General features: G+C 53.2%; 28 protein-coding genes and 1 pseudogene. 15 read left to right on the top strand and 14 right to left on the bottom strand.

The window, feature by feature from the left end:
- The first annotated feature begins 225 nt into the window (after positions 1–225).
- On the top strand, positions 226–558 hold the full coding sequence (locus tag KSF73_17200; GenBank protein MBV1777461.1) for a flagellar basal body protein: 333 nt from the start codon (positions 226–228) through the stop codon (positions 556–558).
- Here KSF73_17200 and KSF73_17195 read toward each other — a convergent pair.
- From KSF73_17195 to KSF73_17185, 3 genes and pseudogenes are all read right to left on the bottom strand, one after another.
- Positions 542–766 (bottom strand): DUF3079 domain-containing protein, encoded by a 225-nt coding sequence (locus KSF73_17195; GenBank protein ID MBV1777460.1) that lies wholly within the window; start codon positions 764–766, stop codon positions 542–544. The two genes, KSF73_17200 and KSF73_17195, sit on opposite strands and share 17 nt — an antisense overlap.
- Before the next feature lie 134 nt (positions 767–900).
- Positions 901–2,337: a NarK family nitrate/nitrite MFS transporter gene (locus KSF73_17190; GenBank protein MBV1777459.1), complete on the bottom strand. Its 1,437-nt coding sequence runs from the start codon at positions 2,335–2,337 to the stop codon at positions 901–903.
- Positions 2,314–3,534 (bottom strand): annotated as a pseudogene (locus tag KSF73_17185) (NarK/NasA family nitrate transporter). The gene KSF73_17190 and the pseudogene KSF73_17185 overlap by 24 nt, the downstream one beginning before the upstream one ends.
- 274 nt (positions 3,535–3,808) lie before the next feature.
- On the opposite strand from KSF73_17185, the gene KSF73_17180 reads away from it, so the two are divergent.
- From KSF73_17180 to KSF73_17165, 4 genes are all read left to right on the top strand, one after another.
- On the top strand, positions 3,809–4,042 hold the full coding sequence (locus tag KSF73_17180) for a hypothetical protein (protein ID MBV1777458.1): 234 nt from the start codon (positions 3,809–3,811) through the stop codon (positions 4,040–4,042).
- A gap of 137 nt (positions 4,043–4,179) precedes the next feature.
- Positions 4,180–6,183, top strand: coding sequence for a hypothetical protein (locus tag KSF73_17175; GenBank protein MBV1777457.1), 2,004 nt, complete (start codon positions 4,180–4,182; stop codon positions 6,181–6,183).
- Positions 6,184–6,189: 6 nt separating this feature from the next.
- A complete protein-coding gene (locus tag KSF73_17170; GenBank protein MBV1777456.1) occupies positions 6,190–7,194 on the top strand; it encodes an ATP-binding protein in 1,005 nt (334 codons plus the stop codon).
- Between the two features lie 68 nt (positions 7,195–7,262).
- Complete coding sequence (locus KSF73_17165) at positions 7,263–8,714, top strand: hypothetical protein (GenBank protein ID MBV1777455.1); 1,452 nt, start codon at positions 7,263–7,265, stop codon at positions 8,712–8,714.
- A 95-nt stretch (positions 8,715–8,809) separates the two neighbouring features.
- On the opposite strand, the gene KSF73_17160 is transcribed toward KSF73_17165, so the two are convergent.
- Complete coding sequence (locus tag KSF73_17160; protein ID MBV1777454.1) at positions 8,810–10,198, bottom strand: DEAD/DEAH box helicase family protein; 1,389 nt, start codon at positions 10,196–10,198, stop codon at positions 8,810–8,812.
- Positions 10,198–10,767: a hypothetical protein gene (locus tag KSF73_17155; GenBank protein MBV1777453.1), complete on the bottom strand. Its 570-nt coding sequence runs from the start codon at positions 10,765–10,767 to the stop codon at positions 10,198–10,200. Before KSF73_17155 ends, KSF73_17160 begins: the two co-directional genes overlap by 1 nt.
- Positions 10,768–10,885: 118 nt before the next feature.
- On the opposite strand from KSF73_17155, the gene KSF73_17150 reads away from it, so the two are divergent.
- Positions 10,886–11,092: a helix-turn-helix domain-containing protein gene (locus KSF73_17150; protein MBV1777452.1), complete on the top strand. Its 207-nt coding sequence runs from the start codon at positions 10,886–10,888 to the stop codon at positions 11,090–11,092.
- 35 nt (positions 11,093–11,127) lie between these two features.
- On the opposite strand, the gene KSF73_17145 is transcribed toward KSF73_17150, so the two are convergent.
- Entirely contained in the window at positions 11,128–12,138 is a 1,011-nt protein-coding gene (locus KSF73_17145) for a site-specific integrase (GenBank protein MBV1777451.1), read from the bottom strand.
- Between the two features lie 411 nt (positions 12,139–12,549).
- Between KSF73_17145 and moaA the strand changes: the two genes are divergently transcribed.
- From moaA to KSF73_17125, 4 genes are read left to right on the top strand one after another with little or no spacing between them, the layout of a single operon-like run.
- The gene (gene moaA / locus KSF73_17140; GenBank protein ID MBV1777450.1) at positions 12,550–13,539 is read left to right on the top strand and encodes a GTP 3',8-cyclase MoaA; all 990 of its coding nucleotides are present in this window, start codon (positions 12,550–12,552) and stop codon (positions 13,537–13,539) included.
- 12 nt (positions 13,540–13,551) lie between these two features.
- Positions 13,552–13,809: a molybdopterin converting factor subunit 1 gene (gene moaD, locus KSF73_17135; GenBank protein MBV1777449.1), complete on the top strand. Its 258-nt coding sequence runs from the start codon at positions 13,552–13,554 to the stop codon at positions 13,807–13,809.
- Positions 13,810–13,819: 10 nt separating this feature from the next.
- On the top strand, positions 13,820–14,998 hold the full coding sequence (locus KSF73_17130) for an NnrS family protein (GenBank protein ID MBV1777448.1): 1,179 nt from the start codon (positions 13,820–13,822) through the stop codon (positions 14,996–14,998).
- Positions 14,999–15,006: 8 nt separating this feature from the next.
- Entirely contained in the window at positions 15,007–15,690 is a 684-nt protein-coding gene (locus KSF73_17125; GenBank protein ID MBV1777447.1) for a Crp/Fnr family transcriptional regulator, read from the top strand.
- On the opposite strand, the gene KSF73_17120 is transcribed toward KSF73_17125, so the two are convergent.
- Together KSF73_17120 and KSF73_17115 are read right to left on the bottom strand one after the other, a co-directional pair.
- Positions 15,663–16,943, bottom strand: coding sequence for a hypothetical protein (locus KSF73_17120; GenBank protein MBV1777446.1), 1,281 nt, complete (start codon positions 16,941–16,943; stop codon positions 15,663–15,665). The two genes, KSF73_17125 and KSF73_17120, sit on opposite strands and share 28 nt — an antisense overlap.
- Positions 16,940–17,371 carry a hemerythrin domain-containing protein gene (locus KSF73_17115; protein MBV1777445.1) on the bottom strand — a complete coding sequence of 144 codons (432 nt, stop codon included), beginning with the start codon at positions 17,369–17,371 and terminating at the stop codon, positions 16,940–16,942. Before KSF73_17115 ends, KSF73_17120 begins: the two co-directional genes overlap by 4 nt.
- A 127-nt stretch (positions 17,372–17,498) precedes the next feature.
- On the opposite strand from KSF73_17115, the gene KSF73_17110 reads away from it, so the two are divergent.
- From KSF73_17110 to KSF73_17090, 5 genes are all read left to right on the top strand, one after another.
- Positions 17,499–17,879: a SirB2 family protein gene (locus KSF73_17110; protein ID MBV1777444.1), complete on the top strand. Its 381-nt coding sequence runs from the start codon at positions 17,499–17,501 to the stop codon at positions 17,877–17,879.
- A gap of 205 nt (positions 17,880–18,084) precedes the next feature.
- The gene (locus KSF73_17105) at positions 18,085–20,361 is read left to right on the top strand and encodes a nitric-oxide reductase large subunit (protein ID MBV1777443.1); all 2,277 of its coding nucleotides are present in this window, start codon (positions 18,085–18,087) and stop codon (positions 20,359–20,361) included.
- 62 nt (positions 20,362–20,423) lie between these two features.
- Positions 20,424–21,857: a nitrite reductase, copper-containing gene (gene nirK, locus KSF73_17100; protein MBV1777442.1), complete on the top strand. Its 1,434-nt coding sequence runs from the start codon at positions 20,424–20,426 to the stop codon at positions 21,855–21,857.
- Positions 21,854–22,609: a formylglycine-generating enzyme family protein gene (locus KSF73_17095; protein ID MBV1777441.1), complete on the top strand. Its 756-nt coding sequence runs from the start codon at positions 21,854–21,856 to the stop codon at positions 22,607–22,609. The genes nirK and KSF73_17095 overlap by 4 nt, the downstream gene beginning before the upstream one ends.
- The gene (locus KSF73_17090) at positions 22,606–23,166 is read left to right on the top strand and encodes an SCO family protein (protein MBV1777440.1); all 561 of its coding nucleotides are present in this window, start codon (positions 22,606–22,608) and stop codon (positions 23,164–23,166) included. Before KSF73_17095 ends, KSF73_17090 begins: the two co-directional genes overlap by 4 nt.
- Positions 23,167–23,194: 28 nt before the next feature.
- On the opposite strand, the gene KSF73_17085 is transcribed toward KSF73_17090, so the two are convergent.
- The 6 genes from KSF73_17085 to KSF73_17060 all read right to left on the bottom strand — a co-directional run.
- Positions 23,195–23,596, bottom strand: a complete 402-nt coding sequence (locus tag KSF73_17085; GenBank protein MBV1777439.1) for a GFA family protein — start codon at positions 23,594–23,596, stop codon at positions 23,195–23,197.
- 185 nt (positions 23,597–23,781) lie between these two features.
- Positions 23,782–24,528, bottom strand: coding sequence for a HEPN domain-containing protein (locus tag KSF73_17080; GenBank protein ID MBV1777438.1), 747 nt, complete (start codon positions 24,526–24,528; stop codon positions 23,782–23,784).
- 147 nt (positions 24,529–24,675) lie between these two features.
- Positions 24,676–25,146 (bottom strand): cyclic pyranopterin monophosphate synthase MoaC, encoded by a 471-nt coding sequence (gene moaC / locus KSF73_17075; protein MBV1777437.1) that lies wholly within the window; start codon positions 25,144–25,146, stop codon positions 24,676–24,678.
- Between the two features lie 27 nt (positions 25,147–25,173).
- Positions 25,174–25,668: a molybdenum cofactor biosynthesis protein MoaE gene (locus tag KSF73_17070; protein MBV1777436.1), complete on the bottom strand. Its 495-nt coding sequence runs from the start codon at positions 25,666–25,668 to the stop codon at positions 25,174–25,176.
- Between the two features lie 2 nt (positions 25,669–25,670).
- A complete protein-coding gene (locus KSF73_17065; protein MBV1777435.1) occupies positions 25,671–26,378 on the bottom strand; it encodes a response regulator transcription factor in 708 nt (235 codons plus the stop codon).
- Positions 26,379–26,414: 36 nt separating this feature from the next.
- Positions 26,415–26,880 (bottom strand): ATP-binding protein (locus KSF73_17060; GenBank protein MBV1777434.1); only part of this gene is annotated, 466 nt, incomplete at its 5' end.

The following is a 26,880-nucleotide window of genomic DNA, read 5'->3' as shown; positions in this document are numbered from 1 at the left end:
ACTCATCTTGTATCTCCATGGCAGGCGCAAACGCGCCCCGTCTGATCCGCAGTGTGCGCGAGGCGACAACGGGCGACCATTGACCAAAGGAGGGGGAAAGATGATGCAGGCGGCGTAGTTCTTTAGGGGGATGGGGTGTACTAGGGACAACCTTTGGTCTGGTCACAAACCAGTCCGGACTCAGCTGGATTACATTAGTCGTGATTCGTATCCGGACACCCCGCCATGAGTACATCCGCTTTCAGCACAGGCCTATCCGGCCTGAACAGCTACCAGAACGCGATGAATGTATCCGCGCACAACGTTGCCAATGCGCTCACCAGGGGGTTCAAGCCGCAGGAAGCGCAGTTCAGTGAAAGCAGCTCGGCGGGCAGTGGTTCGACCGTCAGTGTCAGACAGGGTCAGAGCGGGGCAGGGAGCTTGAGTCTGGGGAGTGGCACTGATCTGAATACCGAAATGGTGAATCAGCTGCAATACCGGAATGGGTACACAGCTTCCGCCAAAGCAGTCAAAGTCGCCAACCAGATGCTAGGCACGCTGATCAATACGCGGGCCTGACAGGTGTGCCGGCGGCCTCTGCCGGAGCGTCCGACCTACCCGCATCTTCCTGTCCCCAGGTATCCCATCCCTCTCCCCATAGCTCGATCGGGTGTTGCGTCCGGTCTGATCCATTGCCGCAGCGCAGGTCATCGGCGGAACAATATTTGTCGCAGCCCCAGCAAATGCGCTCGGGATGGGTGGGATGAATCGGGAATTTTTTGGCCATGATGCGTGTGGTGCCAAGCAGGATGGAGTGATTCTCGCGTAAAATCCCGCAGTTCGCCTTGTTATGAATCAAGAGCTTGGCAATGAAAAAAGCACCCGCTTACGCGAGTGCTTTCATTAGATCACCACAATCCATTAACACTGAATCTCAGCCTTCGGCCGTGCATAGAACCACCAGGTAATCAGCAGGCAGCTTACATAGAAGGCGATGAAGCATTGCAAGGCCGCATCCACCGCACCCGTGGCGCTGATTGATGCGCCGAAGCTCATCGGGATAAAGAAGCCGCCATAGGCACCAATCGCACCTGAGAAACCCAGTGCTGCAGCTGATTCCTTGCTGGCATCAGTCAGGGCCTGCTTCTCAGCCGCCGCGCCTTTACCGGCTGCATCCCGCTGACGTTCAGTCAGGAAAATCACCGGAATCATGCGGAAGGTCGAGCCATTACCGATACCCGTCAGCGCAAACAGCACGATGAACATGGCGAGGAAGTGCTGGAAGTCGCCACCCACGCCACCATGCGGCAGGTAGTGAATCACGCCCATCACTGCGCCAATCATCGCGATGAAGACCAGCAGTGTGACACGTGCACCGCCCAGCTTGTCGGATATCCAGCCACCAATCGGACGAGCCAGCGCACCGACCAGTGGCCCTAGGAAGGCGTACTGAGTGGGGTTGATGCCCGGGAATTGCGACTTGGTCAGCATGGCCAGACCAGCGGAGAAGCCGATAAAGGAACCAAAGGTACCGATATACAGCCAGCACATCAGCCAGTTGTGCTTGCGCTTGAAGATGATGGCCTGATCCGCGAAGGAAGCCTTGGCATCGGCAATATCATTCATGCCAAACCAGGCTGCAATCGATGCCGCAATAATGAACGGTACCCAGATAAAGCCGGCATTCTGCAGCCAGATCGACTTTTCGATGCCGTCCTTTACATAGGTATGGCCTTCGCCGCCCATCGTGCCAAACACTGCAGACGAAATCACCAGGGGCGCTACAAACTGCACCAGCGATACGCCCAGATTTCCGATACCGGCATTCAGACCCGTCGCCATGCCCTTCTTGGCCTTGGGGAAGAAGAAGCTGATATTGGACATCGACGAACTGAAGTTGCCGCCCCCCAGACCGCACAGCAGAGCCAGACCCAGCAGCGTGGGATAGGTGGTGCTCGGATCACGCAGGGCAAAGCCCATGCCAATGGCCGGAATCAGCAGCGATGCAGTCGAAATCGTCGTCCAGCGGCGTCCGCCAAATATCGGAATCAGGAAGGAATAGAAAATCCGCAAGGTTGCGCCAGACAGCGCGGGCAGGGCAGTGAGCCAGAACATCTCCCCCTTGGACAGCTGGAAGCCCGCCTTGTCCAGATTCACCACTACCACGCTCCACAGCATCCACACGCTGAACGACAGCATCAGCGCCGGGATGGAAATGGCCAGATTGCGCCAGGCCACGCGTTCACCCACCTTGCCCCAGAAGCCTTGATCTTCGGGTGTCCAGTGCTTGAGCAGGCGGATGTCTTCGATGGCTTGCTGTTCCTCGGCCACGATTTCCGGACGGAACTTGAACTGCATCCAGATCAGCGCTACCCATACGGTGCCATACAGCAGCATGAAGCAGGAGCTACGGATACCGGTCAGATCGACCAGTGCACCGAACATGATCGGCAGGATAAAGCCCGCCAGACCGCCAGCCAGACCCACCACACCGGAAACTGCGCCGATATTATCGGTGTAATCATCGGAAATGAACTTGAAGACCGATGCCTTGCCGATCGCCATGGCCACGCCCACCACAAACAGAATGGCCGTAAAGGCTACCGGGCCGAGGCCAATATGCAGGTTCACCGGACCCTTAACACCCTGAATGATCATGTCGGTTTGCGGATAGCTCAGGATAAAGAAGGCCACCCAGCACACCCACAGCACCCATTTGGTGGTTTTGTAGGCGCCAAATTTGTCCGAAATCCAGCCACCCAGTGCGCGCAATACGCCACCCGGCAGCGAGAAGGATGCGGCCAGCAAGGCAGCCAGTTGCATGGTGAAGCCGTATTCCTGCACGTAGTACTTGGTCATCCACAGCGCCAGACCCACATAGCCGCCAAACACCACGGAGTAGTACTGGCAATAGCGCAGCACCTTTGGGTCTTTCAGCAACCGCAATTGCTCGCCAAGCGATGCCTTCGATTTCACCTGATGCGCAGGGTTGGTCGCCGAAAACAGCCAGAACAGAATGGCGGTGATAAACAGGCCGATGGCATAGACCTTGGGTACCACTGTCCAGCTACCAGCCGACAGAATCAGCGCCGGGGCCACGAATTTATTCAGTGCCGAGCCACTATTGCCCGCACCAAAAATACCCATGGCCAGACCCTGATGCTGCTTGCTGAACCAGCGTGCGACATAGGGTGTCCCCACCGAAAATGATCCGCCAGACAAACCGGCCATCAGCCCCAGACAGAGGAACTGCCAGTATTCGGTGGCGTAGCTGATGAGCCAGACTGGCACAACGGCCAGCAGCATCAGCGAAAACAGCACAATGCGGCCGCCAAAGCGGTCGGTCCAGATGCCGAGCGGCACACGGATCAGCGAGCCGGACAGGACCGGCATGGCCGCCAGTATGCCGAACTCGGTTTCATTCAGGCCAAGCTGTTTCTTGATCGGAATCCCGATCACTGCGAACATCATCCACACTGCAAAACAGATCGTGAATGCCAGCGTACTCGATGCGAGTACGGATATCGATCTTCGATTGAAGTCGGGGTGACTCATAAACGACCTCCCGGGTTGAGATAAAACTAGACACCCTGAGGCTATGCCCATGAGGCCTGTACGGCTATTCGCCGGATGGCCCATCTGGCTACTGCATAAGGACTAGTTCGCACGAAGCCTGATACACGCAGGTGCATCAGATGACCTGATTTGTGCACTTCGCCACACCGCGCTTGACTCACGTCAATCATTCCAAAAATCCTGCCTGTACATCCGTTTCATAACAACATCTAGTAGTAGGATTCCTTCGTCAATACTAAATATGGTGGCGGAGATGACAAGTCAGGTTCAGAAGCGCAACGGAGAGCACGTCCGGTTCCAGCCAGAGAAAATCGCGCAGGCCATTGCGCGTGCGGGCACTGCAACGGGCGCCTTTAACGAAGATATTGCAGCGTCACTCGCTGAGACGGTTACCCACCGGTTGCGGAAAATTGACTGTCCTACCATCGACGTGTGTGAACATAATTTTGTAAGCAGCATATTTTATGTAGGTCATTGTATGTATTAGCATTTCATGCTGCATGCTTACACATTTTACTTTGACGATTTTTACATAAAAGTGTGGTCCGCACACCGTTTTGCGTAATTTTGTAAAGTTGCCACCTATGGACTATGTTGTAGATAGTTTCATTTAGGTGGAAAACAATGCCCACAAGAAATGGTCAACGGCTAAACGCCCATGAGTTAAGCGTTCTTGACTGGAAGTATCCTGATGAAGGGGCTTTGCCCGAAGGCCCCGTAAGAGATGGCTACTTTGCACGTAAAAAGGCCATCACGCTCTACTTACAAGGAGCAATAGAAAGCGAAGTCAAGAAACAAACCGGCCTTGGACTCTCACAGACGAGACGATTGATCAAAGAGCGTTGCCTGCAGGTTCATATGGATGGGGAAGTATGGGGTTGGCGAGCCCTGGTTCCGTGGGAGCGGATCAATTCCTATCAACGGAAACACAAAATTGACATTGATAAGTTCGGCCAGGGAGCTGTCGGAGTCTTTAATACGGTACTAAACCAGCATCCTGAATTACGCGAAAATTTCACCAAACGCATTCTGGCAGTTGGCTCGCGGAATCGACTATCCGTCTACCCACGGAATAAGCAAAGCCATTGGAAATGGTTCCTTGGGGAACTGCGGGCGCGTGGCTACGAAGCCGAAAACAAGTGGCCTTTCAATACGAAAAATATGGGCTACGTTTCAGTCTGCCGATTTGTCAAATCCGTCTTGGCCGAAAATCCTGAATCAGCGGCATTTGTCGTTGGCGGACCCGATAACAAAAAGAAGATGTTGTCGGGAGATGGAACAAACAGGCCAGTCAATTTTATGTTTCAGCGAGTGGAAATGGACGCGCATAAAATCGATGGCCGCTTTAGTGTAATGATCCCGCAGCCTACCGGTGGATATGTTCAAAAAATTGTCCATCGATTGTGGGTAGTTGTAATACTGGAGGTTATGTCGCGCGCTGTACTGGGCTACCACTTAAGCATGCGCAAAGAAGTCTCTAAGGTGGACGTTCTGCGAGCCTTAAAAATGGCACTCACTAAGTACAAGCGGATGCCAATAACATTTGGAGAAAACGCCTATTACCCTAAGGCGAACTTACCATCAGCCGCTTCTGAAAAATTTATTGGCGCGTGTTGGGATGAAACTAGTGTTGATGGATCTTTGGCCGAAACTTGTAAACATGTTAGGCAAGTATTGAAAGAGGTGGTCGGATCGGACTTACTTGAACCTGAGAATAGTTTCGCTATGCGAAGGAGTAAAGACGACCGTCCATTTATCGAGACCTTCTTTCGTACGCTTGGGCAACGTGGCTTCCAAAGGCTACCAAACACCACTGGCGCAAAGCCGACGGATAAGGGGGGGCGTGATCCAGACGAGATTGCACTCACCAGTCAATTCCAACTCGAATATGCGTCAGAATTACTGGCAGTCCTGATTGCCAATTACAATGCCACTCCTCATTCCAGTCTTGGTGGCCGCTCGCCGCTTGATTATCTGGAATTCCGCATGTTGTATCCGGAGCGCTCTCTCCGTTACGCTGATTCGAATTCGGTAAGTGATATGGTGAGCTTCCGCAAGCTGTGCCTCGTCCATGGTGGGTATGCGCAGGGCAGAAGGCCATTTGTCTACTTTGCGCATGGGAGATATACAAGTGACATTCTCGGTCAACGTCATGATCTTGTTGGTAAAAAAATTTGGGTAATCAACCATATTGAAGATGACGTGCGGATTGTTCGTGCATCCACGGAAGGTGGGCAACCGCTTGGTGTTTTGCAGGTTAGCTCCCCTTGGAATCGGTTACCTCATAGCCTTGAGGTACGGAACTCCGTTGCATCATGTATCAATAGCGGTAAATTGAAAGTCGTTTCCGGCCAGGATGCGATTGAGGCATTTATTGATTATAGTGAAAGGCAAAAGGGTAAAAAATTGCCGGTCCACCCTGCCTACCTCGAAGCACGAAGAATCCTGATTGCCATAGCAGAAGAGAGAGAAGGGCGATCCATGATTGAAATAGCCAATGAGCGCCAAACCCACGAGACCACGCTGGCAAATACTGATAGGGTTCAGGAGATTCCTGCTACCCGCTCTACAAATTCACACGAATCCAGTCGTTCGCTACCCGCGCCACGCAAGGCCGCCAACAACTAAGAGATCATGAGAGTCATTCGTCCCTCCCATATCAGCCCCGAGCATCCTATTGCTACTCAGGAGTATGCAGTTTTTACTCCGCCGATCAATGAGTTGATCGAAACTTTCGGTAACTGGATTAACCGTATGGAGTCAGGCGGATATACATCCGGACCTTCTCGCTTTGGCAAAACTCGAGGGGTTAAATGGTATGTGCGCTCCGCGCTCGAGGAGCGTTTCAACGCCTCAATCCCCCTCGTTATCTGGGTAAGAAGGCCTGACATGCATGTGAGTGAAGCCGAATTCTGGAAAGACCTCTTGCTAGCGTCAAAATTTCAGTTCATTGACCCGATGAAGATTACGAATAAACGTGCTGGGTTAAGAGAGCTATTTCGAAACCGGATGGTTTCTCTGGCAAAAACAGCAAATAGCAACTATATCGTGCTGTTAATCGACGAGGCACAGGATGTCACATTACGCGAGTGGCAATGGCTACTAGGATTGCAAAACATTCTTGATTTAGATGGATATAGACTGAGTGTATTCTCAATTGGGACACATCAGATTGGCTACCAGCACGACTATCTGGCTAAAACCGGAAATGCTCATATTGCAGCTAGATTCTTTCTATTATACTCACGTTTTCATGGGCTACGCAGCCTTGATGAGCTACGATTTGTGCTTGAAGGATATGACCAGGAGTCAGAATGGCCCGCTGGCTCAGGCAAATCCTATCTTCATTACTTTGCCCCAGGTCAATTTATGGCAGGCCACCGCCTTTCAGCATGTGCTGATGTGCTTTGGCAAGCACTGAATGATCTCCTTCCACTAGAATTCAAGCGCTTTTATGAAAAAAGATCGCTTGAAATTGAAATTCCGATGAAGCATGTTGCGCAGGCAGTCGAGGAAGTACTTTGGCGTTTAGCTGAAGGAGGGGAGTGGGAAGTCGTTACGAATTATGATTCTTGGGTGGATATCATCAGAGCAACAGGATTCTCTGGACACATTGAGGCTATCACGCGCGTCACTTGAAAGAGTAGGGAAAAGATTTGAAGGCTGAAAAATCCCCCATAAATCCGTCTCGACGCAGTCGGAGTGGGATGCGTATCGCCCAACAAAGTACTCATGTTGATCGACTTACCGAAGTGAATTGGTGGCCGGGCAAATTGCGCTACTACGAGTCACCTTTATCCCTTGCCGCAAGTTTCTGCGCGCTCAATGGCATCAGTTTGAAGGAATATGAGAGTTACATGGGCTACACGGTTGGCAACGAATCCCTGCTCGATCGGGATGCCCTTTACCGTATTGCTTCGCTGCTCAATGAAGATATTACTATAATAGAAAGCATTTTCATTTCATCAGTTCAACATGAAGATAATAGTATTAATACCTTTCCCTATGAAAAGAGAAATTCAGACACGGTCAGGTATTGCCCCCAATGTGCTGAATTTGGCTTCCACAGTCATTTGCATGAACTGAGTTGGCTTAAGCTCTGCCCGTTGCATCTTCGATCACTAAAAAGTACTTATGCAGGCAATAAAAGTAGTTCCATTGCTTCTAGAAGGGTGGATGCGCTAACGCGATTGATGTTGTCACATTGTAGGTCGTGGCCGCGATCCGAGCAAGTGGATTCATTTATTTCTCACTCAAGAGAAAACGTACATCTGCGCTTACTAGTGGAGTGGAGGCGGAATGCTAACGATGAAATGACTAAGTTTTCACGAGGAGAAATCTGGAGTGGCGACTTTTATAAAATTTTTGATGAGCGTACGAATAAAGATCACATAGGACGCCTCAGAAAGCTAGAACCGATGCCAGAACTGATTGAGCCACTATTTGTCACCTTGGGTGAAAACTATAAATTGGAGATGCGCCATTTTCCAGGTAATGTTCGAGACGAATTACATCGATTGAGTCCGCATACACCGTTCTGGATGATTTTTAACTTTTATAAAGAGGTCAGTTTACGTTCTATTCATCCACCATCTTATATGATAAAGCTCCGTGCCGTGCAAAGTCATCTAAGGGAGAGGCATGGAGTGTGCCGATGCAGTTGGAGAAGGGAGAGGGCAGGTTGGAGCTATCATTGGCTAAGGGTCGATCCTGAGCGATTGAGGTGTTTACAATTGCCATGTCCTTATGACGTGGCACTGGAATTTTTAGAGCATGAATGGGGAAATTCATACGACATTTTATCAATACGAAATGCGGAGAAAAGAAATATCGCTTTTATTCAACAAGCGAAGGAAATGCACGACGCAGATTTGATAGACTATACACCTGAAGCAAACGTTTCTCCAGAAGGATATCTTCATATATTCCAGCAGGCTTGGAGATGCTGTGAATGGAAGAAAACTTCAGTCTTAACCGACTTGATGAATACTACCGCCGAATTCGAAATTGATTCGGCGCTTTTTAAAGTAATTCAATGGCTCGATAAAATTGAAATTGGTGCGCATCCAAGTGAAATTTACAATTCTAACAAGTGTGTATACTTGAAAGAAACGGAGCAGGAATTAGTTTTGATTAAATGGACGTCTGCTGATGGTTAAAATATAGCCCGATTATTCCATCTGCAGGAGCGAGTGTGTTTTACTTCCGGCACTTAGGTTGAAAGGCTTTTCTGAAATAGAATTTTGTTGATGCATCAGGTTTGGAATGGGGAAGTAAATAAAGCGAGAATTTGTTCTCTGAACTGGGAGGACATTGAAATGTAATACTTATCAGACAAAGGTCGTTTCACCCCTCCACTTTGAAAATCCTTTTGCGCCGATGTGTATTCTAGGAAACCTGACAAGGCGACATTTTCTATGTCGGGATTCAGATTCAGTACTTGCTTGCGTTCAGTTGGATATGTCAATGACACTTTCTGGACAATGCATTGCCCCGGAATATCTACAGCAATCTGATTCGCCATCTCAACTAAGGTAGGCTCAGCAAATGTATAAAGCCAACCTTCACCTGTGCAAATGCGTGTATTTCTCAGAATTCTCCCAAGTACCTGCCGATAATGTAGTTCTGTCTTAATCGGGCTCAAATGGCAACAAACTTGTAATCGTGGAATATCCGTACCTTCACAAACCATTCCGATAGAAACAATCCATTGGGTTGATGATCGCCTAAACTCGTTGATTGTGCGTCTGGAATCAGCGTTCTGGTAACTGACTAAGCACGCCGTTTGACCAAAATCGCTCATGAGCATATTCATGATAAGGGTGGCGTGTCTGACAGACGCTGCCACAATAAGCCCACCTGCATTTTTGTGATGCGTTCGGATCGCTTGTAGTTTTAAGATCGCTGACTCAAGCATGTACCGAATCGCATCTCGATTCCGAATCACCATCTGATAGGAATGTCCCTTTTCCTGAAGCAGTTCGGCAAACGACGCGTAGGTATGTTCAGGCTCATCCGGAGATTTGACGGAAATGTGGGTATTATCGATCAAGACAATTTTAGGCACACGACACACAGCATCTCGAATAGCATCTTTTAACCCATAGATATAATCACACCGGATATTTCCCTCCGTATCTGAGTAGCGTGCTAATGTTATGGGCGTTCGATCAGATCTCCACGGTGTTCCCGTCAAAGCCAAAGTGAATTGAGCACGGCTTTGAATGTGACTGAGTATCTCCTGCCCCCAAGCATTGGCAAGCTCCAGTTGCGATCCAGAGCAATGATGAATCTCATCAAATACAGCCAATACGCGGAATTGTCTGAAAATCTGCCAGAATTCCGGCCCAAAATTGAGCATGGACTGATAGGTATATGCTCCGCCACTTGAACCAATCAGGCCATCAAAACGACGCCCAAGTACCTCGGTGAATGTAGCTTGCAGACCTTCTACCACAGCGAGAGATGGTGCGAAACAAAGAATGAAGTCAATTTCACCTTGATCAAGAAGTTTTTTGGCCAAAACCGCCGACATTCGTGACTTCCCTGAACCAGGCGTTGCTAGGCAAAGAAAGTCACGTCGGATCTTGTAAGTTTCTAGCGCAAGTGCAACACATTCAGATTGCCAGCGGCGCAATTGCATCAGGATGCGTGTCTCAAACTGGTTTCGAGAACTGTTTCAAGTGCACGAATCTGACCAAGTAGCTTAGAGCTTTTTTCACGCGCCTTCATATACAGAGGTTCGATTTGTGATTCCAGCGTCGGGAATTGCTCGTACAAACGCAGGTATTCTTCGCTTTCACCAATTGATGACAGCATATCAACTCGGTAATGCCGGACCCTTTCCTCGAGATGCAGAGCAATCTCCTTTTTCTCCCCTGCCGCCTTGGGTCGAGATCTATCCACGGCACCGCTTTGTGCAAGCCTCCCACGTCCACGCACCTTTTGGAAAAGGGCGGTCTTGAACAATTCTGACTTCGAGAAACGTGCATAACTTCCTTTAACCTTGGACCGGATTAGTAGGCCTTGGCGAGTTAGTTGCTGAACCAGCTTGTATGCACTTCTACGTGCCTCTCCTGGAGTAGCCCCCTGAATCTCGGCTTTTTTAAGAGCAGCATCTCGAAGTTCGACTACGGTGAAGGAATCCAGTCCATCTTCAATCAGGATCTCGAAATAGGGGGTGGGCAAGCGCCAGGAAGAATCTGCGTTCATGTATGGGGTCGTTAGGTGACCACAGCTTGTGATCACGGTTTTTAGGGGTTGCGGATTATAATCCGTGGCCACGGAGTGGGCAACAAAGAGATATTCCTTGTCTTTGACGAGACAAGAAATGAATGACCTCGCCCGAAAGTTTGGCGGCATCATGCGCCAGCACCGTGTCCAAAAAGGAATTTCGCAGGATGAACTTGCACTCATGACTGACATAGATCGCAGCTATGTCGGCCGCATTGAACGAGGTGAAGTCAATATAACCTTGGAAAAGGTTTATCGGCTTGCAAGAGCATTGGAATGCAATGTGAGTGATTTACTGCCCTAATCACATTGATGCGGAAGCAGGTCACAAAGCGGACATCATTTCCGTCGAAACGGAATCACACTGGTCTGCTTTTGGGGAGCTGGTATGTTGTCTGCAATTACAGGAGGCAAGGAGGTAAGCCCCCTCTCAAACCGATCTTGTAAATTTTGGCCAGATATATCCACATAGTGCAACGCAGATCGCATGTCTTTCCATCCCACGTACTCCATTAACTCTCTGATATCCCAGCCATTGGCATCAGCCCAGCTTGCAAAACCCCGTCGTAGTGAATGACTTGAAAATGTCTCCACATCATCAGTGCCGGTAGCCTCGAGGAGTTCTCGTATCAACGGAATAATGCTTGTCGATGAAAGCTCCTTCTCAGATATGTGTCCCCAGCGATTGATAGACCTGAAAACTGGCCCTTTGCTCAGAGCCGACAATTTTATCCAATCCCCCAACGCCGAAACCGGGCACAGCCGAGATAGCGCCGGACATCGAAAGGTCCGCCCCACAGCCTCTCGATCTCCCTTGCTACTTGGAATGAAACAGGTCAGTCCTCGGCTAGGATCAAGTGTCAAGTTTTCCAGACGCAGGTTAATAAGCTCATCAGAGCGAAAGCCTCGCCAAAACCCAAGCAAGACAATGGCTCGGTTACGCGTGTGACGTAACAGCGTTTGACGGTCCCCTATTGCATTGGCTTCGCCAATGGACTCGCTCAGGTATTGATCAAGTGTATTCAGTACGTCAATCTGGATCGGCTTAGCCTGTTTTTCTTGTGCAGGGTGTTCTCTGCGAATGCCCTTGAGAACCTGTCTCACCAAATTTGATTTAGTTGGATCCGGAAACCCCTGAGATCGGTGCCAATGCGAGAGCGCTGCGAGACGGTGACGCAGTGTGTGGTGAGATAAGGTGTGAGCGTGGTCGGCTAGGTAACGTGCAATTGATTCGCTTGATGCGGGAAGCAGTCCACCCCAGGCAACTTCAAAATGCCGTAAGGCCCCCTGATAGCTACGCCGTGTATTAGCTCGCTCAGCTGCTTCGAGATAACGATCAATGCGATTCATGCGCATATTTAGCAGAATCACGTAGTTCAGTGCAACTAAATAAAATTCTACGCACTCCATTGATTGTTTAAACAATGCGAGCACTGATGACCGAAGCGGACTCCAGGGTATGATTTTCAACGTGCAGAGAGCCTGTAACCTGTACTCATGCCATTCGAAATGAATCTTCGCTGTCAAGGATCAAGTCGGTTTTTTGCATGCAATTAATCGCTTCGGTCGTGGTGATATCGTACCTCTGAAATTTGTTTTGCCGATCTCGGGCGCGAGGCCGACGAGACATGGTTTCTCGGCGCCTTTGAGCGCATGGGCTTAATTGCATCCCGTCTCGAACTAGTTCTTCAGCTGTATATAGTTTGGCACCTCATGGTTGGATAATGAGGCCTGAACTGATGTCTGATCACTGTGGTTTCTATGTACACTCCAACAGCAATGTTCGATTCGTTTGGCAGGCACATCCATTACCTGCGCGTATCGGTCACCGATCGATGTGATCTGCGCTGTACGTATTGTTTGCCAAAGGATTTCAAAGATTACGAAGAACCGGCCCACTGGTTGAGCCCGGATGAAATGGTGCGCTTGGTGTCCCTGTTTGTCCGCCTCGGGGTGAGCAAGGTGCGTCTCACCGGGGGCGAGCCTTTATTGCGCCGGGGAGTGGAACGTATTGCCGCCGGCATCTCGGCCATTGAGGGGTTGAAGGATTTGTCGCTTTCCACCAATGGCACGCTGTTAGGCAAGATGGCTGCGCCCATGAAGGCTGCAGGTGTGGCCCGCTTGAATGTCAGCCTGGATTCACTTGATCCGGATTGCTTTGCACGCGTCACGGGGCGCGATTGTCTCGACAAGGTGCTGGTTGGTCTGGATGCCGCGCGCGAAGCTGGATTCAGTCCGATCAAGCTCAATATGGTGGTGATGCCGGATGTGAATGTCGATGATGTCGAGGCACTGATGGACTATGCGCTCAGACACGGCTTCATCCTGCGCCTGATTGAACCGATGCCGATGGGCCGTACGGGGCAAGCGACGCGCTCAATGGACTTGACACAATTTGCAGCAGGGATGGCTTCACGGTTTGATTTGATTCCTGAAATCATGGGACATGGTGCGGGTCCGGCAAGGTATTGGAAGAGTGTAGACGGCCAGTCTAGCTTTGGCGTGATCACGCCCATGTCCCAGCATTTTTGCGCGGCCTGCAATCGAGTGCGCCTGGGGGTGGATGGATGCCTGTATCTTTGCCTCGGGCAGAACGATCAGGTTCCACTTGGATCTCTCCTACGAGCCGGTGCCACGGATAATGAGCTGATCCAAGCAATTTTACGGGGTATCGCAATCAAACCGGAGCGACATCATTTCAATGAGGCACCTGCACAAATGGTGCGCTTCATGTCGCAAACCGGAGGTTGAAAGGAATGGATGATGAGAGTTCAGTTGCTGTTTTTTGCCAAATTCCGCGATCAGCTCGGAATCGATTCAACCGAGTGCGAATTGCCTTTCAGTGAAGGCACTATAGCTGATCTGATTACATACCTTACTACGCTTGGTCCGAGTTGGGCCGAAACATTAGGTGGTAGACAGATTTACCGCGTAGCCCAGAATCAAGAAATGGCAAATTTCAACATGCCGTTGCGTGAAGGGGCGGAGATCGCAATTTTTCCTCCCGTGACAGGCGGGTGAGGAGCATGCCATGAAAGCTGAGTCCGGGTTTGCAAAACGCTTGTGGCAGGTGCCTCATCGCATGGGATTCTTGTTTGGTGTCATATCGCTGGTGATGTTGGCTGGATGGTGGGCGATTGTATTGATGACGGCGGCTACACCTGTGGTGCCAGCCGTTCTGGCCCACGGGGTGTTGATGCCTATTGGCTGCTTTCCGCTCTTCATGCTGGGATTTCTGTTTACAGCAGGCCCGCGCTGGCTAGCCATTAATCATACACCGCCTCACGGCCCGATCATGACGGGTTTCCTTGTAGGGTTGATGGTTGCGCTGGGTGGCTTGCATGCTGAGCGGTCTGTGATACTCGCCGGTTTTCTGGTGATGATTCTGGCTTGGGCTGGTGCCACGCTGGCATGGATACGCTGCATCTTGTTGAGCAGTTTACAAGATCGTGCCCATGCATGGCGGCTGGCGGTGGCGATGAGCGTGGGCTTCATCTCCATGACAGCAGCGGCCATGTGGGCACGCAGTGGCGATACAACCATCTGGCTACTCACACGCAATCTCTCCATGTGGGGTTTTTTGCTGCCTGTCTTTCTCATCGTCTCACACCGGATGATTCCCTTCTTTACTCAGTCTGCACTGGCTTCATCCAGTGTGCTCTGGCGGCCCATGCGCTTGCTGGATGCATGGCTGCTGGCCTGCCTTGGCCGCATCCTGACCAGCAGCTTGCAGCTAAATGGCCTGACTGCGATCATTGATGGTGCTCTGGCTATATCCTTCGCGTTTACCTCGTGGCGATGGGGCATTGTTGCAAGCCTGAAAGTACGCCTCTTAGCCATGCTGCATCTCTCTTTTGCGTGGTTGGCACCAGCCTGTGGCTTGCAGCTTCTGGTTGATTTGGGCTGTGCCCCCGCCTCAGCTCCCATTCATGCACTGGCAACTGGTCTGTTTGTGACTATGCTAGTTGGGTTTGTCACCCGCGTGACCTATGGTCACGGCGGTAGATCGCTGCAGGTGGATGGCGTTACTTGGTGGATATATTGCGGTCTACATTTACTGGCTGCGCTCAGAGTTGGCCTAGCGCTGATGACCTCAGCTGGATCGGCACTTCATATGGTTGTAGTCGCCTGGGTGATATTGCTGCTGTTTTGGGCCGCGCGAATGGTACCAATCTACCTTCACCCCCGTCTTGACGGCAAACCCGGTTAGGCTCAGCCATGGAACGAATTGCGGATATTGAAGCGCTGCTGTCGCAACAGCCCATTTTCCGGTCGCTGGAGCAGGATCAGATTGTCCGGCTGGCGCAACGGTGCAGGCGCGTGCGGGTGCAGAAGCATCGGCATGTATTCCGTCAGGGAGAGTCTGCTGAAGGGATATATGTGCTGGCAGTAGGGCAGGTGGTGCTGACCATTCCATCTTCCAGCCAGGCACAGGAGAAGGTGGTGGAATTCTTCGGTCCGGGGCGAACCTTTGGTGAGGCCTTCATGTTTCTGGATCGACCCTATATGGTGGATGCACAGGCGCTCGAAGACTCCATGCTACTGCTTGTGGAAAAGCAAGCCATTTTTGATACGCTGGATGACGATCCAATGTTTGCCCGGCGAATGCTGGCAGGGCTGTCGGTTCGCCTACATACCTTGATGCAGGATATCGCCACCGTGAATTTGCAAAATTCCATGCAGCGCGTAGCGGCCTTCCTGTTGGCACAGCCACGCGAGGATGGCAAAACCGCTTTTGCCTGCAACAAGAATCTGATTGCCTCCAAGCTCGGCATCACGCCAGAAACGTTCTCACGGGTGCTGAATCAACTGAGTAACAAGGGTCTGATCACCGTGAATGGCCGGGATGTGGACATCCACGATGTTGAGGCCATTCAGCAGGTAGTGTTTGCTTTGGAATGAGACTGTCGCTTCAGTCGAATGAACATCCCCACCGCCTGGCTCAATTGCCTGAACAGCCAGAGCTGTGAAGCGGCAATGGTCAAGGCAGATAATGTCTTTAATCCTTCAATCCAAACTGGCAGGGCCAGGATCGTGATCACGCCAACCATGAGCACATAGCCCTGCGCGCGCTGTGCCCCCGGTTTGATCAAGGTTTGCATGGCGGGGATGCGCTGTCCGGGCGGCAGCAAGCGGCGCAAATGCAAAAACACCAGAAAGGGTATGATTTTCCCCAGCATGGCATTGACGGGTACAAGCGCGCCACCCAATAGAATCAAGGTTCCGGTCCACCACGGGGTAAGTGGATGATCAGGAAATATTGCATTCAAAAGCGCTGCGCCAAGCCATGCGTGTGCCGCGAACAACCATAAGGGCCATGCGGGATCGCGTTTGCGCCGGGACTTCCAGATAGCGGTCAGACAGATTAGCGAGATGACTGTTACCACACTCGCCAGTCCAATATGCAAGGTATGTGCCCAGCCTGTCAGAGGGCACGCGATCAGCATGATGGACAGCAACAGTGGTATCCAGATGATCATGGGTACGATGCGTCTGGCGCGCTCCGGCCACATGGGTGTTTGCCAGAACATCGGTAAAACAGTCGCGCTGACACCAAGCAACAAAGTGCCCAGCCAGCCAAGCAGCGCCCATCCGGCGTGCACATCAATCCATTCGAGCCGCATGGGCAGCGGATGACCTGACAGAGCCGCAGCCATGGCGATACCCGCGATCAGGGTAATTGCGATAGGCCAGGTCATATGCCTGAATACGAAGGTAGTCAGGTTGACCGGATGGATGCGCCTGCCCGCGATGAAGTAAGCAAGACTGGCGAGCAGCAAGCCTGATGCACCGAGTCCCCCCAGCTGAAATGCAGAGGCTGACCCTTGCAAAAAGCCGACAGCCAGGGCCGATGCCGTGATCCAGCATAAGGGGCCGATGCAGGGGGCAATCCAGCGCATGAGTGGCACGCCCTGACCGCCCACAACAGGGAATAGTTGCAGCAGGGCGCCCAGCATGACCGGCATGAGCACTGCAATCGCCATCACATGCACCAATGCAAGACTCAACGGCGCAAAGCGATCGGGTAGTCCAGTGGCTGGACCAAACATGAGAAGCAGGCACCAGGCTACTGCGGCAAGCGGCGCGGGCAGCATGCAGCCCAATATCAAGGCGGGCGCAGGTGCCAGCTCAAATGAGAGTACCGGTGTTTTCACGAGGCTTCCAGCGCAAGCGGCAACCATGTGGCCAATTGAGGCAGGCATTGCTCGCATAAGGGATACAGGACGTTTTCCTCTTTGACATTGTGCTGCTGAAGCAAGATGAACAAAGTATCCAGTTCTGCAGACAACACATCAACACCCTCAGCAATGGCTGCTTTGCAGGTATCAATCTGCTGCCGGATGGCTTCGTGTTCTGCACGCATCACCGATGTCGGGCCGCAATGCGAGCCAATCACCGCTTCAAGTGCCGGGAATAACCGTGTTTCCTCTTCGTTGAAATGATTCAAGATTTCGGCCTCCATGGTGTTGACGAGTGTCACCGCCTCATCCGATGTAAGGCGTGAACCCAGCTGTTCGATGTGTTCAATCGTTTGATTACCAGTGATGTGCTGCTGCTTGAGGGTATCGATATAGGCGGCCATGTTTGTTTCCTGATGAGGGTATGGCTGAGTATCAACTCAAATAAAATGTAATGCCTTGACGCAGGATAATTACATGTTTATTTGTGCGCATGTTTATAATGCGGGAGTGTATAGCGAGGGAAAATAAATGGATTATTTGATGATTCGAACTGTGCATGTAACGTGTGCCTGCACCAGCATTGCACTTTTTATGTTAAGAGTCGGTTTGACGCTGGCAGGGAAAGAATGGCGAGGAAATCTGTGGCTCAAGGTTTTACCGCATATTAACGACACCCTCCTATTGAGCGCAGCTCTGTATCTTGCTTTCGCAAGCCATCAGTATCCCTTTCATTCCGGCTGGCTGACAGCCAAGCTCTGTGCCGTGCTGATGTATATCCTGCTGGGCAAGCAAGCCCTGAAAGCCAAGCAACCCCGGATGCGCGCCATGCTCTTCAGTCTGGGGGCGCTGATGTCTGTTGCGTATATTGTGTCTGTTGCGCTCACTCGTTCACCTACTCCATTCCTTTGATGAACGGACTAGTTCGAATGCACTAATTATATCTGGCTATGTTTTAAGGTAATTGAATAAAACAATTGCCTGATTGGCTAGAATAAATCCAGAATTGATATTCATCATTTGCATCCGAATTAAGCGGCTTGAATGATATTGAGTGATGACTTTCTCTCTCATAATGCATGTGCATATTCGCACTGCTCAAAAAGGGAGATGGTGAATGAAATCCACTCGATCAATTTGGAGATGGCTGGCACTGGTGTGTGTCCTGTCGTTCTCCGTGCTGCTCTATATGGGGCGGGAAATCTGGCTGTCCGCGCCGCCCATTCCGGATAAGGTTGTCTCGTCAGATGGGAAGGTCCTTTACACCGGCGTCCAGATTCAGCACGGGCAACAGGTCTGGCTGGCTGCCGGCGGCCAGCAGATTGGTACGGTCTGGGGGCATGGCAGCTATGTTGCCCCGGACTGGAGTGCAGACTGGCTGCATCGTGAAGCGATTGCCTATCGCGATGAACTCGCCCGCAATCAGTATCACGGCGAATTCGAATCGCTGACCGCTGAAGAGCAGGCCGTTGTCAGTAGCCTGCTGGTCGAGGGAATGCGCAAGAATCGATACGATGCGCAAACATCTACCCTGATCATCCCGCATCTGCGCGCGCTGGCGATTGAGCAAACTGCTAAGCATTACGATGCGCTCTATGGTGATACCGCCAAGCTGGCGACCTTGCGTGATCAGTACGCCATGACCACCAATAGCGTGCCATCTGCAGCGGACCGGGTTGATCTGACAGCCTTCTACTTCTGGGCGGCCTGGGCGACGGCGACGGATATGCCGGGCGAGCGTCTGCATTCCTATACCAACAACTGGCCGCATGAGCCGCTGGTGCAAAACACACCGACAACAGCCAATGGCATGTGGTCGATTGCCAGTGTGATCATCCTGCTGGCCGGGATTGCGGCGATGGTGTGGGTGCATATGGCACGTGGCGATCATGACGAGGAAGGCGTTGCCCCTGAAAAGGACCCGCTGTTCAGCCTCACCGCCACACCTTCGATGAAGGCCACCAAAAAGTACTTCTATGTGGTGATCGGCCTGCTGCTGACCCAGATCGGCATGGGCGCCATCACTGCGCACTTTGCTGTGGAAGGCTCGGCATTCTTCGGGATTCCGCTGGCCGATGTGCTGCCATTCTCGGTTAGTCGCACGATTCATACGCAATTTGGCGTACTGTGGATTGCCACTGCCTGGCTGGCCACGGGTCTGTATATCGCGCCATTGCTGGCTGGCTTCGAGCCAAAGCTGCAAAAGCTGGGCGTGGATGTGCTGTTCTGGGCACTGATCTTTATCGTGGTGGGTTCGACCGCTTGCGGCTGGCTCGGCACCCTGCAGCATCGCGGCGTGGATTTCACATTCTGGCTGGGTAGCCAGGGGCTGGAATTCACCAGCATGGGTCGTATCTGGCAATATCTGCTGTTTGCTGGCCTGTTGATCTGGCTGGGCTTGATGGCACGCGCGCTGATTCCGGCCATCCGTCAGGCCAAGCAAGGCAAGGGCCTGATCGCCATGGTCTTCCTATCGGCCAGTTGTATCGGCCTGTTCTATGCCTCTTCTCTGGTGTGGGGACAACACACACACTATTCGATGATCGAATACTGGCGCTGGTGGCTGGTACATCTGTGGGTGGAAGGTTTCTTCGAAGTCTTTGCAACTGCCGTCATCGCCCTGATTTTTGCGCGACTCGGACTGGTGAAGATGGAAAGTGCTAACCGCGCCATCGTGCTGGAAACCATTGTGTTCCTGTTCGGCGGCATTCTGGGCACGCTGCACCATCTGTTCTTTGTGAGCGCCTCGACCGGTGTGATTGCACTGGGTGCGGTCTTCTCGGCATTCGAAGTGGTGCCGCTGGCACTGGTGGGCTTCGAGGGCTGGCAAACCTGGAAGCGCACGCGCGCTGCACCGTGGGTGGCAACGTGGCGCTGGCCGATTCTGTTCTTCGTGGCTGTGGGCGTGTGGAACAGTATTGGTGCCGGTCTGCTGGGCTTCTCCATCAATCCGCCGATCTCGCTGTACTACGTGCAGGGTCTGAACATGACCCCGGCACACGGCCACGCCGCGCTCTTCGGGGTGTACGGCATGCTGGGCATCGGCCTGATGCTGTTCTGCCTGAAGGGCATGAGCAATAGCCGTTCATGGGATGACAAGCTGCTGTCCAAGGCTTTCTGGTGCCTGAATATCGGTCTGGCGATGATGGTATTCCTGTCGGTGCTGCCATCCGGTATCTATCAGGCCTGGGCCAGTGTCTCGCAGGGGCTGTGGTATGCCCGTTCCCCGGAAATCGTGCATTCGGCCGTGATGCATGGCTTCGTATGGGCACGCGTGCCGGGTGACATTGTGTTCGCGATTGGTGCGCTGTATCTGGCCCTGTTCGCAGCACGCCTGCTGCTGGCACCCAAAGCGCTCAAGGTCGAATCACGCACCGTGAATCAGAAGGCTTAATCCATGTACCCCCATCCGGTGTGGTACCGGGTGGGGCAATCTAGCGTCACTGGAGTGGTATCATGAAAACTGCATGTATCAGCACCATCGCCTTATCGCTTGCACTGATTGGTGCATCGGCTCAGTCTGGCACCGCCGTGCCCGCCACCGAGAAATTGCCTGTCGTGAAACAGGATCTGGTTGCGCCGCCTTTCCTGCCGCCACAGATCACCCGCACGGCACCAGCGCGCGTGGTAGTGGATCTGACTATCGAAGAAGTCGAAAAAGAAATCTCCCCCGGCTCGACCTACACCTTCTGGACATTTGGCGGTACGGTCCCCGGCAAGATGCTGCGTGTGCGTGAAGGCGATACCGTCGAGCTGCACCTGAAAAATCTCTCTTCCAACAAACTGCCGCATAACATCGACTTGCATTCAGTGACCGGGCCGGGGGGCGGTGCACCGCAAACCCTGATTGCACCGGGCAATGAATCCACTTTTGTATTCAAGGCGCTGAATCCGGGACTGTATGTGTATCACTGCGCCACCACGCCGGTGGGCATGCACGTTGCCAACGGGATGTACGGCCTGATTATGGTCGAGCCAAAGGCCGGGATGGCTAAGGTCGACCGCGAATACTACGTGATGCAGGGCGACTTCTACACCACCACCGGCTACCGGGCGGGCGGTCAGCAGCCATTTGATATGCAGAAGGCCATCGATGAAAAGCCGACCTATGTGGTGTTCAATGGCGCAGATCGTGCGCTGACCGGCAAGAACTCGCTCACCGCCAAGTCTGGTGAAAAAGTGCGGATTTTCTTTGGAGTAGGTGGCCCAAATCTCACGTCCTCCTTCCATGTGATCGGCGCGATTTTCGACAAGGTGTATTTCGAAGGCGGCGACAAGTATCAATCCAATGTCCAGACCACGCTGGTCCCAGCCGGTGGGTCTGCCATCGTGGAATTCACCCCCAAGGTGCCGGGTAACCTGACACTGGTCGACCACTCGCTGACGCGTGCCTTCAATAAGGGCGCGGTAGGTTTGCTGGCGGTGAGTGGGCCGGATCGTCCGGACATTTACGCCAAGGGCGTGATCAATCAGCTACCTGATGCAGCCAAGGCAAATCCGGTAGTGGTTGCACATGGAGAGGAAGCACCGGCCAACGCCGAGCCGCCAGCCCCGCGCGACAATGCGCTGCCCAACCGTGGCAAGCAGGTCTTCGACAAGGCCTGTGTGGCCTGTCACCAGGCTAACGGTAGCGGCATTCCGGGTGTTTTCCCGCCGCTGGCCAATTCCGATTTCCTGCAAAAGAATCCGAAAGAGGCTGCACGTATCCTGATCGGTGGCCGTGCGGGCGAGATCACCGTCAATGGTGTGAAATACAACGGCGTGATGCCGCCGCAGGATCTGTCGGACGCCGAAGTAGCGGACGTGCTGAACTACGTCAACGTGCAGTTCAATGGCGGCAAGCCTGTGCTGAGCGCCGACGAAGTCAAACAGCTGCGTAACAGCAAATGAAACTGAGCCTGGCATGCGCATTTGCATGCCTACTGCTCGCAAGCGCGGGCGCTGCGGAGTATGTCAGGGTGGGTGATACCACCTTTCGCAGCGCCTTGCCGGTGAACGATGCCGCAGTGCATGTCGATGCGTTTCTGATGCGAACTGCGCCGGTTACCCTGAGTGAGTACGCCGATTTTCTGACCACTCATCCCGAGTGGGGGCGTACTCAAGTGCCGCGCGTGCTGGCTGATCCCCGATACCTTGCCAGTTGGCAGGGCGGGGCGGCGCACCAGCCAGGTGAACCGGTCACCGAGGTCAGCTGGCATGCGGCGCGCGCATTTTGCGAGGCCGAAGGCGGACGTCTGCCCATGTGGTACGAGTGGGAATGGGCCGCTGCAGCCGATGCGACCCGAAAGGATGCACGGGAAGACGCTGCATGGCGGGCGCGCATTCTGCAGTGGTACGCCAAGCCGACCCGAGGCCCGGATTGCGAGCTGGGTGTTGCCAATATCTGGGGCGTGCGCAATTTGCACGGCCAGTTGTATGAATGGGTTGAGGATTTTAATGGCCTGTTCATCACCACCGACAGCCGCAGCCAGGGCGTGCAGAAAACGCTGGAAACCTGCGGTGCCGGTGCACTCTCGCTCGATGATCGAGAGAACTACGCCATTCTGATGCGGATCGCCATGCTGGCTGCGCTCAAGGCCAGCGATGCCTTGCCCAGCCTCGGATTCCGCTGTGTAAAAGACCTGAAAGGAAATCAGCCATGAAACGCCTGATCGCAACAGCTGTACTCGCACTCTCGGCCATGCTGGCCCACGCCGAACCTGCCGCGCCCTCCATCTTCGATGCAAAGTTGCCTCTCGTGGATCAGGAGGGCAAGTCATTCGAGCTGGCGAAGTTCAAGGGTCAGCCCATGGTGATGACCATGTTCTATGGCAATTGCAAAGTGGCCTGTCCGATGACGCTGCACGCACTGCATGAGTGGGTGGATGGACTCTCCCAGCAAGAGCGGGACAAGCTGAAGGTTGTAATGGTGAGCCTCGATCCGGCCCACGATACGCCTGCCAGCCTGGTACAGGTGGCGGGCATGCATCATCTGGAAGGGAATCCGTGGGTGCTGGCTGTGACCGATGCGTCGCACACCCGCACGCTCTCCGCCATGCTGGATATCCGGTACCGACAGCTGGCCGACGGCGAAATCAATCACAGCATGCGGCTGGTACTGGTGGATGGGCAGGGCGCGATTGTTGATGCGACCGAGGATTTGCAGACCTTGCCGGATACGGCGTTTTCAAAGCATGTAAGGCAGATGCTGGGGAATTGATCCCGACCTGCCAATCGCTAGCCCTGCCTTATGCTCCGTCGCGCGGCGGAGCATGCTGAACGGCTGGCATTTCGTCGAAGAACTGCCAGGTATCTGCGCCATCAAATTTGCGTACTCGTACCGTGGCAACCATCGCGGGATCAAAATTGCCCAGATGAACGCCATGTCGACTGCCGGGGGTGGGCTCAATCGGTTCCCAATGCGTCACACATCCGCAGGTCCGGCAACGGACGGTCCGCAGCGTTTTGTCGCCTTGTATGTACTCGACCGTATGCTCGGGATGCCCCTCGATCTTGACCGTGCCAAGTGCAAAATACGCCCACGGCCCGCCAATGCGGCGGCACAGCGAGCAGTTGCAGGATGTGGCCTCAGTGGGCGTGGACGGGAGCGTGAGCCTGATCGCGCCGCAGTGGCAGGAACCGTGGTACATGGGGGGCTTTCGATAGTTTTATGGAGCAAAAAATTGATTGGATTTTATGCTTCCATGATTATTAATTTCGATGCAATTCACATATGCATAATTCAATCTTCAACCTCGATCGTGTTTTCATAAACGATGAACGCAGCGTAAGGTGCCTCATCGGGATTCTGTTGACCCAAGGTTTAATTACACTCTCAAGGTTTGATGAATTCTTCGATTGCTTTCCAGTCAATGCCTGGCAATTCACGCTCATTGGGAGGAATTTCAATTGAACTGAAGCAGTCATAGGTCACACAATGACGTCTCTTCTTCCCATACCAGATATTTGCCCAAACTAATGCCTTGCGGGCGGGGTCTTGAGGCTCTCTATTGATTACAGATTCGAGTTCACCGCCCATTATTGCAAACGTATGAGGATATTTTATCCAGGATGGATCAGAAATCGAGTCGACAAAAGCCTCCTGCATACCAGGGACGACTTCGCTGCAGAAAAGACCTCTATCAGGAATATATTGGCAGAAGCGGCGAATATGCCAAATTAACCTATCGAGCTTATGTATGGCATCACGGGAGGAGTAGGCAGAAGTGCTTACGTATCGGTTAGCACCACCTTGACTAGACAGGTATGAAAGGAACTTCTCATCTTCTGGCTCGATTCCAATCTCGAAGAGAGAAATTTTCTTCACCTCGGCAAAGAGTGCATCGAGATCGTGTCCAAACTCACGCTTTTTTAATGATCCCGCATGAGTGTAGAACCTAGAGCTTCTCCCATTAAATAGGAGAATGGCCTTCAGATATTTCTCTACAGCCTGATGTGCCGACCATAGAAACTGTTGGCGCAATCTCATACGGTAATTGGCACGGGCAGATATATAGTCGCAGTCAGCCTGCCTCCGAAATACATCGGATGCAAACGTGTTGAGGATAACTTGTAGTTCCATGCTAGCCTATAGGACAAATGGTGAAAATGGTGAGTTGCGGATTTAATAATCTGCATGTTATTCAATATATGAAATAATTATTCACAAACCCGCGCCAAACCTCAATCCTGCCAGCAACTTCATCAGTTGAACAACATCCAATTCAATTTACCCCCGCCGAAACTCCCCACTCCGCCCCCCGGACTTTTCCTCCAGCTGCACCGACGACATCACCATGCCCTTGTCTGCGGCTTTCAGCATGTCGTAAATCGTCAGCAGGGTGACGGTGACGGCGGTGAGCGCTTCCATTTCCACGCCGGTCGCGCCGATGGTTTCAACGGTGGCCCATGCGCGTACACCGGCTTCATCCACGTCGAACTCAATCGATACGTGGCTCAGGGCCAGCGGGTGGCAGAGCGGGATCAGGTCAGAGGTGCGCTTGGAGGCCATGATGCCTGCCAGACGGGCAACGGCGAGCACATCGCCTTTCTTGTTCTGTTCGGGCGCAAGGTGGGCGAGGGTGGCGGGCTGCATATTAATGCGGCCGGAGGCCACGGCACGGCGGCGGGTGGCGGCTTTGTCGCCGATGTCGACCATGTGCGCGTCACCGCGCGGGTTGAAATGGGTGAGTTCACTCATGGGGTAGATGCTCGGTATCCGGTGTAATCAAGTTTCTGTCGGCTGGAAGGACCAGCGGGCGAGGGCGTCTGCATCGGATTGTCGTGCATCGACCCAGTGCGAGCCATCCGGTCCGTCTTCGCGCTTCCAGAAGGGCGCGGTGGATTTAAGATGATCCATCATGTAATCAACGGCTTGTAGCGCAGCATGGCGATGCGCAGCCGCAGCCAGTACCAGCACAATGCGATCGCCGGGCATCAGCGTGCCTACGCGATGGATGATGCGGGCGGCGCTTAGATCAAAGCGGCCGCAGGCTTCGTGGGCGAGGGCGTGTAATGCCTTTTCGGTCATGCCGGGATAGTGTTCCAGCGTCAGCTCGGTGATACCTGCCTGATCGCCGGTTGTGCCCCGCACCAGCCCCGTAAAGCTGGCGACAGCCCCGATATCCACCCGACCGGCACTCAGCGCGGCCTGCTCGGTATCCAGCGAAAAATCCGCTTCCTGCACGCGGATATGAATCGCGAATTCGGCGGTCGTATCCATGCTCATGATTCACTGCCTGTTTGTGCGGTATGTAGGCCATGCTCGATGGCATAGGTGGCAACCTGTACGCGATTGGATAAATCCAGCTTCTTCAGGATGTTCTGCACGTGGATTTTTACGGTGCTTTCCGACAGATCGAGGTGGCGGGCGATCATCTTGTTGCTTTCGCCACGCGCCAGAAACGCCGCAATTTCGCGTTCGCGTGCGGTGAGTTTGTCTGGCGATTTATGGGCCTGATCGATGGCAGGCGGGGTGTCGGCCGGAGTGGGAATGGCTGCACGCGGGGTCTGGGATTGCACCTGCTGCACCAGCTTCAGGGTCATGCCCGGCGCAATCACGGCTTCGCCCCGTGCTGCACGGCGCACGCTATCAAACAGAAACTCGGCATCGATATTTTTCAGCAGATAGCCGCGCGCACCGGACTGCAGGGCTGTGGTCAGCTCGTCGGTTTCTTCTGAAACGGTGAGCACCACCACGGCGCTGGCGGGGGCTTCCTGCTGAAGCAGGTGCAGGGTTTCCAGTCCCGACAGGCCCGGCATGTTCAGATCAAGCAGGATCACATCGGGTGCAAGCTGGTGGGCGCGCTTCACGCCTTCGTGGCCGTCTGCGGCTTCGGCGACGACTTCAAAGTCCTCGTTCCGTTGCAGCAATAAGCGGATGCCCGAACGAAACAGGGCATGGTCGTCAATCAGGAGTACACGTATCGGCATGGTGGTGGTCATGGTGTCCGGTCGTTTAAGGTCGGGTCAGGCAATCTGCCGTTCATCTCGCTGCAGGGACAGCGCGATGCGGGTACCCTGACCGGGTGATGAATCGATGGTGAGTCCGGCATGCAGGCTGGCAGCACGTTCGCGCATGATATTGAGCCCTACATGCACTTCGCCGCGCTGCTGCACTTCCTGTAAATCAAATCCGTCGCCATTGTCCAGAATCTCCAGCTTAAAGTCGCGATCATTGTCGATCCGAACGCGCACTTCGCTGGCGTGGGCATGCTTGCGGATATTGCTCAGGGCTTCCTGCACGATGAAGACGATCTGCAGCTGCTGTTCAGGCGGAAGCGGTTGCCCGGCATGATCGTTGTAGCTTAGGTCGACCTCAATGCCGGTCTGCCGTGTAAAGCGCGAAATCGTGTCATGAATCGCGCCGCGCAGCTCACCCGGCCCCAGCTTGGAGCGGAAATTGGCCAGCAGTTCGCGCACGTCCTGATAGCTT

This window comes from Burkholderiaceae bacterium DAT-1, from assembly GCA_019084025.1.
Classification (GTDB): Bacteria; Pseudomonadota; Gammaproteobacteria; order Burkholderiales; family Chitinimonadaceae; genus DAT-1.
This window is presented reverse-complemented; position numbering and strand designations above follow the sequence as displayed.